The sequence below is a fragment of the Pseudomonas sp. LB3P31 genome (assembly GCF_054897945.1).
Genome location: NZ_CM142710.1, coordinates 3,851,052 through 3,862,955, shown reverse-complemented (window position 1 = coordinate 3,862,955; position 11,904 = coordinate 3,851,052). Strand labels below are relative to the sequence as shown.

The following is an 11,904-nucleotide window of genomic DNA, read 5'->3' as shown; positions in this document are numbered from 1 at the left end:
CGCTCAGCGATAAACCGGGAAGTCCGCGCACAAGGCCGTCACTTGCTGCGCGACATTGGCCTCGACATCGGCGTCGCCGAGGTTGTCGAGGATGTCGCAGATCCAGCCGGCCAGCGTCACGCACTGGGTCACCTTGAAGCCGCGAGTGGTCACCGCCGGGGTGCCGATGCGCAGGCCGGAAGTCACGAACGGCGACTGTGGATCATTCGGAACAGCGTTCTTGTTGACGGTGATGTGGGCGCGACCGAGTGCTGCATCCGCTTCCTTGCCGGTGAGGCCCTGACGAATCAGGCTGACCAGGAACAGGTGATTATCGGTGCCGCCGGACACTACATCGTAGCCGCGATTGATAAACACGCCGGCCATGGCCTGGGCGTTGTCGATCACTTGTTGTTGATAAGCCTTGAAGCCTGGCTCCAGCGCTTCCTTGAAGCACACTGCCTTGCCGGCAATCACGTGCATCAGCGGGCCGCCCTGGGCACCCGGGAACACGGCCGAATTGAGCTTCTTCTCGATTTCTTCGTTGGACTTGCACAGGATCAGGCCACCACGTGGACCGCGCAGGGTCTTGTGGGTGGTGGTGGTGACCACGTCGGCGTATGGCAGCGGGTTCGGGTACAGGCCGGCTGCGACCAGACCAGCGACGTGGGCCATGTCAACGAACAGCAAGGCACCGACTTTGTCGGCGATCTGACGGAAGCGCGGGAAGTCGAGAGTCTTCGAGTAAGCAGAAAAACCGGCAACGATCATCTTCGGCTTGGATTCAACGGCCAGGCGCTCGACTTCGTCGTAGTCGATCAGGCCGGTCCTGGTGTCGATGCCGTACTGCACAGCGTTATACAACTTGCCCGAGGACGACACTTTGGCGCCGTGGGTCAGGTGACCGCCATGGGCCAGGCTCATGCCGAGAATGGTATCGCCGGCGTTCAGCAGGGCCAGGTACACGGCGCTGTTGGCCGAGGAGCCGGAGTGCGGCTGGACGTTTGCGTAATCGGCGCCGAACAGTTGCTTGGCGCGTTCGATGGCCAAGGCTTCGACTTTGTCCACGTGCTCACAGCCACCGTAGTAGCGCTTGCCCGGATAACCTTCGGCGTATTTGTTGGTCAGGCCGCTGCCTTGCGCTTGCATCACGCGCTTGCTGGTGTAGTTCTCCGACGCGATCAGCTCGATATGATCTTCCTGACGTTGCTCCTCGGCATTCATCGCCGCCAGCAGTGCATCGTCGTAACCCTGGATCTGGTCTTGCTTGCTGAACATCGCGTCTCTCCCAGCGGCATCTGTGCGCCATTCGTCTCGGTGAGGCACAGCGTTTCGGCAGTGCCCTTTGATAGCGATGGTATGACCGGCGCAGACAGGTCAAATGCCTACGGACGCCACGCAAAGGTGCGTTTACGACATGCATCCTGAGAGCGACCTTTAATCACCGGTGAAGCAACCGCAAAGCACTGAATTCGCGCGGCCTATGTAGGAGCTGCCGAAGGCTGCGATCTTTTGATTTTTGCTTTTTAAAAGATCAAAAGATCGCAGCCTTCGGCAGCTCCTACAGGGGCTAGGTGGCGATTTGGCGGACGAGTAACAGGATGAGGAAATGCGCGGGATAGAGTGCATACGCCCAACGCCGCATCGGCGGTGGTTGCAGGTGTCGGGCATGTCGCAACAGCAACAGCCCCAGCAATGGCGCAATCAGGCAAGCCGCCATACCCAAGATCGCCGCACTGTTGCCGAACAAGGCCGCCGGATACAGCACCTGCCACTGATTACCCGCCAGACACACCAGCCCCGGCAACAGGCTGAAATACCACGTCCGCTTAAACACCAGTAGCATCGCCAACGGTAGCAGCACTCCGAAGAGCCCGAACATCAGCCGGTCCGAGAAAAGCGCCCCCAGCACCAACGCACCCGCGCCGAGCAGTCGTGATGCCACTGCCGGGCACTGCCAGCCCCGCGCCACCAGCAGCCCCAGCACCAGCGTCGGCATCACGTTCAACGTGTCGGGATCGGGCATGAACAAGCGATATGGAATCTCGCTGATAGCACTGAACAGCAGCAACCACAGCAGATAACGCCATTGAGTGCCGGCGGTGGTAGACCCCACTCGCGCCAGATTGGCGGCCATCGCCAGACAGAACCAGGGGAAGGCCAACCGCCCTGGCACAAACAGCAGATCAACGGAGTAGCCGACATATCGCAGGTGATCGAGCACCATGCTCAGAAGCGCCAGCCACTTCAGCAGATCGAGTGCACCGTCGCGCCGAGTCATGTGCATAATTGTCCGCCAAGCCTGTATTTTTCTGACAGCAACATCCCGTGTGCTCCCCGGACGATCTTCGGTAAAGTGCGCACCATCATTGACCACGAAGCTCTTCACCATAAGAGCCTCGATCACGGAAGCCGGCCATGACCGACAAGAGCCAACAATTCGCCAGCGACAACTACTCCGGTATCTGCCCCGAAGCCTGGGCCGCCATGGAGCAGGCCAACCACGGCCACCAGCGCGCCTACGGCGACGATGAATGGACCGCGCGTGCATCCGATCAATTCCGCAAACTGTTCGAAACCGACTGTGAGGTGTTCTTCGCCTTCAACGGCACCGCCGCCAACTCCCTGGCCCTGTCGTCGCTGTGCCAGAGTTACCACAGCGTGATCTGCTCGGAAACCGCCCACGTCGAAACCGACGAATGCGGCGCGCCAGAATTTTTTTCCAACGGTTCCAAGCTGTTGGTAGCACGCACCGAAAACGGCAAGCTGACCCCGGAGTCAATCCGCGAAGTCGCGCTCAAGCGCCAGGACATTCACTACCCGAAACCGCGTGTAGTCACCCTGACACAGGCCACCGAAGTCGGCAGCATCTACACCCCGGAAGAAATCCGCGCCATCAGCGTCACCTGCAAGGAACTCGGCCTGAACCTGCACATGGACGGCGCGCGGTTCTCCAATGCCTGCGCCTTTCTAGGCTGCTCGCCTGCGGACCTGACCTGGAAAGCCGGCGTGGATGTATTGTGCTTCGGCGGCACGAAAAACGGCATGGCTGTCGGCGAGGCGATTCTGTTCTTCAACCACAAGCTGGCTGAAGACTTTGACTATCGCTGCAAACAGGCTGGCCAGCTGGCTTCGAAGATGCGCTTCCTCTCGGCCCCGTGGGTCGGCATCCTGGAAAACGACGCCTGGCTCAAATATGCCCGCCACGCCAACAGCTGTGCGCAATTGCTGGCTGAATTGGTCAGCGATATTCCAGGCGTGGAACTGATGTTTCCGGTGCAGGCCAACGGCGTGTTCCTGCAACTGTCGGAACCGGCCATCACCGCACTGACCGCCAAGGGCTGGCGCTTTTACACCTTCATCGGCAACGGCGGCGCTCGGTTCATGTGCTCGTGGGACACTGAAGAAGAGCGCGTACGCGAATTGGCTGCAGACATCCGCGAAGTGATGTCGCGCTAACCCTGATATCGAAACCCTGTGGGAGCGGGCTTGCTCGCGAAGGCGGAGTGTCATTCGACATCAATGTTGACTGATCCGACGCTTTCGCGAGCAAGCCCGCTCCCACAGTGGGCTAAGGCTGTGCTTTAGAACTCGATCCGCACATCGCCCTTCGGCACGCTGCAGCACGACAGGATGAACCCCTCCGCTTCGTCTTCCTCGGTGATCCCGCCGTTGTGGTCCATCTCCACCTCGCCCCCTAGCTTCAACACTTTGCACGTGCCGCAAATTCCCATCCCGCACGCCTTCGGAATCAACAGACCAAGCTTGGCCGCCGCCGCATGCACGGTTTCCCCCGGTGCCACACGAATGCTCTTGCCGGAGGAAATGAACTCCACCTGATGCAGGTCCGCCAGGTCGACGTCCGGTGCGTCGGCGGCGATTTCCGCCTGCTCCACCGCATCCGCACGGGCTTCCGGTGGCGTCGCGCCGAACGACTCCTCGTGGTAACGCGACATGTCGAAACCCGCAGTCTCGAGCATGCGCTTGACCGCATTCATATACGGCGTAGGGCCGCAGCAGAACACTTCGCGCTCGAGGAAGTCCGGCGCCATCAGTTCCAGCATCTTGTGGTTCAGATACCCGCGATACCCGGCCCAGGGTTCACCCAGGCCATGCTTCTCGCAGATCAGGTGCAGGTTGAAGTTATCGATCCGCGACGCCATGTGCTCCAGTTCGCGGTGGTAGATGATGTCTTTCGGCGAACGGGCGCTGTGGATAAACACCATGTCGACATTGGCGTTGGTGTCATAGAACCAGCGCGCCATCGACATCACTGGCGTGATGCCCACGCCACCGCTGAGGTACAGCACCCTCGGCGCAGTGAAGTCCATGGCGTTGAACAGCCCGACCGGCCCGTGCACCGCCAGCTCCTGACCTTCATGCAGTGTGTCGTGCAGCCAGTTCGAGACCTTGCCGCCTGGCACGCGCTTGATAGTCACCGAGAAGCTGTAGGGTACCGACGGCGAGCTGGAAATGGTGTACGAACGCATGATCGGCACGCCTTCGACTTCCAGCTCCAGGGTGACGAACTGCCCCGGCTTGAAGAAGAACAGAATCGGCTGATCGGCCATGAAACAGAAGGTGCGCACGTCCCAGGTTTCCTGGATGACTTTGACGCAACGGACGATGTGTCGACCATTGGCCCAGGTCTGGGTGGTTACCGGATTCAGGAAGCTGTTGGACATGCTGTTCTCCGTAGCCGTGTGTCGGCCTTATGTTGGCGATTCTGCGTATAGCGCGAACCACCCATTTACCTATCTGCGACATTCACATACTTATCGCGACCAGCCCCCAACTACCGGGGGTTACGCGTCGGGAACAGATTGGGACATGTCGCCCATGGATAAGGTTCTGGCGGGCGCCGGCCCCACACTCGCTTCAACAGATACACGCTGTTTGTGTCTTGCGTAGCAACCGTATCAGCCACTATTTCGCCGGCCACACAGAATGGCCATGAGGATCTAATCGATGGACGTCACCGCAAAAATCAGCCTGGGCGATCCGCTGGAACCCGCACGCAAGGCCACCGCACAGATGCTGCAAGAGCGCGAACGCACGTTCTCCCTGCCGCAGCCGTTTTACTCTGACGAGCGGCTGTTTGATATCGACATGCAGGAAATTTTCCAGAAAGAGTGGTTGATCGCCGGCATGACCTGCGAGATCCCGACCAAGGGCAACTACCTGACCCTGCAGATCGGCAAGAACCCGATCATCGTGATTCGCGGTGCCGAGGGCGTGGTCCATGCCTTCCACAACGTCTGTCGCCACCGCGGTTCGCGCCTGTGCACCAGTGAGAAAGGCAAGGTCGCCAAGCTGGTGTGCCACTACCACCAGTGGACCTACGAACTGGACGGCCGCCTGCTGTTCGCCGGCGCCGAGATGGGCTCTGATTTCGACATGAAGCAGTACGGCCTCAAGCCAGTGAACGTGAAGACTGCGGGTGGCTACATTTTCATCAGCCTGGCGGAAAACCCGCCGGCCATTGATGACTTCCTGTCGACGCTGAACCATTACATGGAACCGTACGACATGGAAAACACCAAGGTGGCGATCACCACCACCTTGATGGAAAAGGCCAATTGGAAGCTGGTGCTGGAAAACAACCGCGAGTGCTACCACTGCAACGCGTCACATCCGGAACTGCTGAAAACCCTGCTGGAATGGGACGACGTCACTGACCCGCGCGCCGACCAGGCCTTCAAGGACCACGTCGCCGCCTCCGCCGCTTCCTGGGAGGCCGAGAAGATTCCCTACGCCCACGCCAGCTTCGGCCTGCGTAACCGCATCGTGCGCATGCCGCTGCTCAAGGGCACCGTGTCGATGACCCTCGACGGCAAACAGGGCTGCGCCAAACTCATGGGCCGCATCAAGAATCCGGACCTGGGCTCGATGCGCATCCTGCACCTGCCGCACTCGTGGAACCACTGCATGGGCGACCACATCATCGTGTTCACGGTCTGGCCGATCAGCGCGCAGGAAACCATGGTCACCACCAAGTGGGTCGTGCACAAGGACGCAGTTGAGGGCGTGGATTATGACGTCGACCGCATGCGTCAGGTGTGGGATGCCACCAATGACCAGGACCGTCGTCTGGCGGAAGAGAACCAGCGCGGGATCAACTCCACGGCGTATCAGCCTGGGCCGTACTCCAAGACTTACGAGTTTGGTGTGGTGAATTTTGTGGACTGGTACAGCGAGCGGCTGCTGAACAACCTCGGTGCTGAACCCGCGCCATACCTTAAAGGTGTCCCTGTTCAAGGTTAATCAAGATCAAAAGATCGCAGCCTGCGGCAGCTCCTACGGGTTCTTTGTGTATCCGATAAATCAGCGGTGCACACGATCCCTGTAGGAGCTGCCGCAGGCTGCGATCTTTTCGGCCACAACACTGACCCCAGCTAGAACTGTACGAAATATGATCTATTCCGTTCAGGCCTATACGCAGCGTGCCTTCGAGCGTTCAGCAAACAAGTTATCCACACTTCCACCCACAGCAATTGGGGACAAGTGGAAATTTTTCGCCTGCCCCCCTTAAAACTTTCAAGATAATCCGTGAGTTATCAACAGGCTAGGCCTAGAACTGAACATGATCACTTATTGATCAAAAATCTGGAGACCAAGGATTGCGCGGCATACAACGGATGACGAACAGCTTATCCACAGAAGCGCCAACAGGGACTGGGGACAAAATAGGGTCGTACTCATCATTTCATCCACAATAGGATTTCTGAAATATCATTAAAATCGAGTCACCTCTTGCGTGCCCCCAGCACCACTATTCCTTATGTTGCGAGCCTCAACATTCACTTCGCTCAGAGGGACGTCTGAAACAGCTTCAGGTGCCCTGGTAAACCTGCGTTTCACAGCCCCCGTGAGCGCATTCAAGCCACTTACTTCCTTGACTGACTCAAACGCCATGCGCGGCAGCGAGGGTCCTGTAGTCCGAGACTCCGCCAACAATTGCCTTCCCTGATGAAAGGCCTGACCGAGCCCACCTTTGAACGTAAAAACTTGGCTAACTACATTACCCCCGCTACCTATGCCCGCAGTCAGGGTGGGTACGGTGGCGCCGAGAGCGCTCGGAATTCCCAGTGGACGAGATGCCAAACCGATAACGCCGCCCCAGAACTGCTCCCTGTTAGCAGTCTGTACATTTTGGGGCAAAGGAGTTTTGTTGACATATTTAGCGAATGCCGTTCTGAATATCGCTCCAACGGCAAAGACGCCCCCCAGCATTGTGCCGACTACCTGCCCTGCAACAGGTACGATGGACCACCACCTGCCAGTGGGATCAACCCGATTAACTGGTGACCCACCGCAGTAGCAATAGCTATTGATGCCTCCTTTACCAAACGGGCTCAACCTGTCCGAACTATGGAAGCGCATCAGCACCGGGTTATACACACGGTGACCATTCCCCAAGTGGTACCAGCCAGTGGTCTGTTCCTTAATCTGCCCATTGAATCCGAGGCAAGTTCCACCCGGCAGCCGGCGAGTTTGCGATCCGTAGGCTGTGTAGGTGAATTGATTGGGACCACAGCGATCAAGCTCAGCGAGGATGCTTTGCTGCAGGTCGGTGGCCAGCAGCAACGTTCGCGGCAGGCGCAGATCTACTGATGGATCGTGCTTGGTTTTAGGGGCCATTGGCGAATTCCTGGATCCTGATAGGGTTGGAACCACCCTACCAAACGGCTCGCGTCGGCAACACTAGCAGTTCTGCTAGTGGCCCCGGCCTCACGTAGCAGCTGCCGAGTCCCGCGAGGCTGCGTTCGAGGACACCGTTCTCGCCAGCGTTTGCGGCCGTTTCCCTGTCGGACGCAGCCTCGGGGGGCTCGGCAGCTGCTACAGAAGTGTTACGGCCCTAGCGAACTACACCTTCTTCGATGAGCAGCTTGAGGATCGCCTCAGCGCCGGCTTGCGCACTCAGGCCCTTGAGCACCTGCCCGCCCCCACCACTGGCCTTGGCCGTTGCAGCTTTCATACGATCAGCACCGCTCTTGGCCTTGATCACCTTCAAGCGTTTCGGCCGGGGTTTCGCCGGCTGCAGGGTGGCAACTGCGAGCAACTCATCGTCGATCACCTCGACATCATCAGCCTGCAACCCCCCCCGCCGCGCCGGGCCGTAGGCGCTCTGACGAGGTTTCGGCGCAGCGTTATCCACAGTCGCCAGAAACGGCAAGCGCACCTTCAGTCGCCGACGCTGACCGCGCGGCAATGCCTGGAGCACCAGCGCAGAATTACCGTCTATGGATTCAACCTGCGCCAGCCCCACCACCAGCGGCCAGCCGAGGCTTTCCGCAAGCAGGAACGGCAGCATGCCCGAACCTTCGCCGGTTTCCGCCTGGCTGCCGGTCAGCACCACTTGTGCCCCAGCTTCGCGCAAATACGCGGTCAGCGCCGGCAACGCATCGGCGCCTTCCGGTTGCTCCAGCACGTGCAGCTGCTCCAGCCCCATGCCCAGATAAGCACGCAAGGCCGGCTCGCCGACGTCGCCGGCATGCAGCACCTGCAAGTTATCCCCAGCCAGTTGTAAACCCAGTTCGACCGCCCGCGCATCCTGCTCCGCGCGACGTGGCCGGCCGGAGGTCGGGTGGGCGCCAATGGACACCAGGCTGATGATTTTTGTGCTCATGACCGTTTTTCCTTCCCTTAAGCCGCATCGCGCTTGGCGTCGTTGCGATAAGCCGCTACCGCATCGATCAAGGCTTGAAGAATCTCGGCACTCTCGCCGATCACCGACAGGTCGGCTCGTTTGATCATGTCGCAACCAGGGTCGAGGTTGATCGCCACCACCTTGTCGCAGGCGCCTATGCCTTGCAGGTGCTGGATCGCCCCAGAGATGCCCACTGCCACGTAGACCCGCGCCGTGACCCAGGTGCCGGATGCGCCCACCTGACGATCGCGTGCCATTAAGCCATCATCTACTGCCACACGGGAGGCGCCTTCGGTGGCGCCGAGCGCTTCGGCGGTCCTGTGGAAAAGTCCCCAGTCCCTGACGCCGTTGCCGCCGGAGAAGATAAATTCGGCTTCAGCCATGGGAATTGCTGCTGGATCGACCGCTACCGCGCCCAGATCCTCAATACGCGACAGGCTGCGCGCCACGGTTGTGGATAACTCCACGGGCAAGGCTTCGTGACGGGTCTCGCTGACCGGTTCGGCGCATTCGACTGCGGCCAGAATCACGCGCGCAACCGGACGTGCGAGGTCCTGCAGGCCAGCGCCGGCGCGGCCGATGCACTCCTGACCCTTGACCTGCCAGACCCGCGTCGCCGGGCGTTCGCCCAAGGCTGCGGCGAAGCGGCGGCCGAGTTCTCCACCGCCAGTCCGGCTGTCCGGCAGCAACCAGTGACGCGGATTGAACTGGTTATCCACAGCCCGCAGGCCCTGCACCCGTTGTTCCGGTGCATAACCGCTGAACTCCTCGCCATCGAGCACCAACAGGCGATCGACGCCGGCAGTGGCGAAAGCGTTTTCCTTGTGTTCGCCGAAGACCACGGCCAATACAGTACCCTCTTGGCCGGCCAGTTGATGCGCCAGGCCGAGCAGGTCGCGGTCATGGCTGCTCAAGCGGCCGCCGACCATGTCCGGCACCACGCTGATGTAGAACGTCGGTTGTGGCACCTGGTGCAGCGGCAGTTGCACTTCAACAGCCGCGGACCGTTTGGTCGCACCGCCCTGCTGCGCGCCGCTGCGATCGATGCGCTTGAGACCGTTGGGGCCGATAAATCCGATCCCGTGCGGATTCTTGCGGATGACCCCGTTAGGCCCCATCCAGCTGTGTTGCGCCGGCTGCATGGCCGCGTGCAGCGGATGCAGGCGGTTGCGGGCGATCCATTCAGCGCGCGGATCGCGGCGGATAATGTCGCTCATCAGTGGGCCTCCGCAGGTTCTTCACGTTTGACCGGGGCATTCGGTTTGCTCGGAGCCGAGTCTTCGAGCAAAGCGTCGGCCACCAGTTCGGCGATGTCCTTGATCAGCGGACGTGGTTCGACCACGCCTTCGAGCATCGCGGTGCACTGCGGGCAACCCACAGCCACCAGTTCGGCACCGGTTTCGCGGATGTCTTCCATGCGCATGTCGGGAATCCGTTGTTTCCCTGGGATGTCAGTGATCGGCGCACCGCCTCCGCCGCCGCAGCAGCGCGAACGGAAGCCGGAGCGTTGCATCTCTTTCACTTCAATTCCGAGGGCGCGCAGTACTTCACGCGGCGCCTCGTATTCGCCGTTGTAGCGACCGAGGTAGCACGGGTCGTGATAGGTCACGCTGCTGCCTTTGTGCTGGCCGAGGCTGAGGGCGCCAGCGCCGATGATTTCTGCCATGTAGGTGCTGTGATGCTGCACGAGGTAGTTGCCGTCGAAGGCGCCGTACTCGTTTTTCAGCACGTGAAAACTGTGCGGGTCGCAGGTGACGATGCGGTTGAAGCTGTATTTGGCCAGAGTCTGGATGTTGCGCTTGGCCAGCAACTGGAAGGTCGCTTCGTCGCCCAGACGCCGGGCCACGTCACCGCTGTCGCGCTCTTCAAGGCCCAGCACGGCGAAGTCGACCTTAGCTGCTTTGAGCACTTTGACGAAGGCGCGCAGGGTGCGCTGGTTGCGCATGTCGAAGGCTCCGTCGCCGACCCAGAACAGCACGTCGACGGATTTCTTTTCGCTGAGCAGGTTTAGGTTCAAATCCGCCGCCCAGTTCATCCGCCCACCCGGGGCAAAGCCGCCCGGGTTGTCGGTGGCGATCAGGTTTTCCAGGACTTCGGCACCCTTGTTCGGGGTCGCGCCTTTTTCCAGGGTCAGGTGACGGCGCATGTCGACGATGGCATCGACGTGCTCGATCATCATCGGGCATTCCTCGACGCAGGCGCGGCAGGTGGTGCAGGACCACAGGGTTTCGGCGTCGACCAGACCGTTGACGATCGGTTGATGAGGATTACCGGCGTGCTCACCGACGGGCTTACCTGGATACGGGCTGCCGGCGAACTTGGCATCGGTGCCCCCAGCCAGGCCGACCACCATGTCCTGGATGAGTTTTTTTGGGTTCAGCGGCTGGCCGGCGGCGAAGGCCGGGCAGGCTGCTTCGCACTTGCCACACTGCACGCAGGCGTCGAAGCCGAGCAACTGGTTCCAGGTGAAATCCTTGGGTTTTTCCACACCCAGCGGCGCGCTTGGGTCGTTGAGGTCCAGCGGCTTTAAGCCAGTGGAACGACCACCCCCAAAGCGCTCGGCGCGACGGTGCCAGGCCAGGTGCAAGGCACCAGCGAAGGCGTGCTTCATCGGCCCGCCCCAGGTCATGCCGAGGAACAGTTCCGATACGCCCCACAGCACGCCAACCATCAGGATGGCTGCCAACACCCAACCGCCGAAGTCCTGCGGCAGTATGCCTGCCACCGGAAGGGTCAACAGGAAGAAGCTCGCCGAGAACGCCAGCAGGCTTTTCGGCAGGCGCATCCACGGCCCTTTGGACAAACGAGCCGGCGGGTTGCGCCGGCGCAGGTACATGAAGATCGCGCCGCCGAACATTACTGCCGACGCAATCAGCAAAGCAAAACCGAGGATGCGACTGTGCAGGCCGAGACCGTGCACCAGTAGCGCCAGGACGATCGACGCCACCGCACCACCCGCCGTGGCCACGTGGGTGTTGGCGATGTATTTGTCCCGCGCCACCACATGGTGCAGATCGACCATGTAGCGCTTGGGCATGGCGAACAGGCCGCCGATCAGGTCAACCTTGGAGGCTCGACCTCGACGCCACATGGCCACCCGCCGAAACGCGCCAAGGACAGCGAGGCCCAGGGCGGCGAACAGCAGGATTGGAAGAAGGGTGTTCAACATAGGTGAAGCTCCCACCGATACAACTTGAAGACGCGGTCGGTGTAAGAGCTGCCGCAGGCTGCGATCTTTTGATCTTTGGAAATCGCGACATCTAAGATCAAAAGAT

The 11,904-nt window shown here is 60.4% G+C and carries 9 protein-coding genes; 2 read left to right on the top strand and 7 right to left on the bottom strand.

The features are described from left to right. Positions 1-3: 3 nt before the first annotated feature. Together glyA and ACYZTK_RS17475 are read right to left on the bottom strand one after the other, a co-directional pair. A complete protein-coding gene (gene glyA, locus ACYZTK_RS17480) occupies positions 4-1,257 on the bottom strand; it encodes a serine hydroxymethyltransferase (RefSeq protein WP_462011028.1) in 1,254 nt (417 codons plus the stop codon). 292 nt (positions 1,258-1,549) lie between these two features. Next, on the bottom strand, positions 1,550-2,266 hold the full coding sequence (locus ACYZTK_RS17475) for a TraX family protein (RefSeq protein WP_462014923.1): 717 nt from the start codon (positions 2,264-2,266) through the stop codon (positions 1,550-1,552). A gap of 131 nt (positions 2,267-2,397) precedes the next feature. Between ACYZTK_RS17475 and ACYZTK_RS17470 the strand changes: the two genes are divergently transcribed. Next, positions 2,398-3,438: a threonine aldolase family protein gene (locus ACYZTK_RS17470; protein ID WP_462011027.1), complete on the top strand. Its 1,041-nt coding sequence runs from the start codon at positions 2,398-2,400 to the stop codon at positions 3,436-3,438. Positions 3,439-3,563: 125 nt separating this feature from the next. On the opposite strand, the gene gbcB is transcribed toward ACYZTK_RS17470, so the two are convergent. Continuing rightward, positions 3,564-4,664 carry a glycine-betaine demethylase subunit GbcB gene (gene gbcB, locus ACYZTK_RS17465; RefSeq protein WP_462011026.1) on the bottom strand — a complete coding sequence of 367 codons (1,101 nt, stop codon included), beginning with the start codon at positions 4,662-4,664 and terminating at the stop codon, positions 3,564-3,566. A gap of 283 nt (positions 4,665-4,947) precedes the next feature. On the opposite strand from gbcB, the gene gbcA reads away from it, so the two are divergent. After that, a complete protein-coding gene (gene gbcA / locus ACYZTK_RS17460) occupies positions 4,948-6,243 on the top strand; it encodes a glycine-betaine demethylase subunit GbcA (RefSeq protein ID WP_462011025.1) in 1,296 nt (431 codons plus the stop codon). A 471-nt stretch (positions 6,244-6,714) separates the two neighbouring features. On the opposite strand, the gene ACYZTK_RS17455 is transcribed toward gbcA, so the two are convergent. The 4 genes from ACYZTK_RS17455 to dgcB form a co-directional block, all read right to left on the bottom strand. Then, complete coding sequence (locus ACYZTK_RS17455) at positions 6,715-7,620, bottom strand: RHS repeat-associated core domain-containing protein (protein WP_462011024.1); 906 nt, start codon at positions 7,618-7,620, stop codon at positions 6,715-6,717. Between the two features lie 217 nt (positions 7,621-7,837). Beyond that, positions 7,838-8,608, bottom strand: a complete 771-nt coding sequence (gene etfB, locus ACYZTK_RS17450; RefSeq protein WP_462011023.1) for an electron transfer flavoprotein subunit beta — start codon at positions 8,606-8,608, stop codon at positions 7,838-7,840. Positions 8,609-8,625: 17 nt separating this feature from the next. Next, a complete protein-coding gene (gene etfA / locus ACYZTK_RS17445; protein WP_462011022.1) occupies positions 8,626-9,846 on the bottom strand; it encodes an electron transfer flavoprotein subunit alpha in 1,221 nt (406 codons plus the stop codon). Then, on the bottom strand, positions 9,846-11,798 hold the full coding sequence (dgcB, locus tag ACYZTK_RS17440) for a dimethylglycine demethylation protein DgcB (protein WP_462011021.1): 1,953 nt from the start codon (positions 11,796-11,798) through the stop codon (positions 9,846-9,848). The genes etfA and dgcB overlap by 1 nt, the downstream gene beginning before the upstream one ends. Positions 11,799-11,904: the final 106 nt, after the last annotated feature.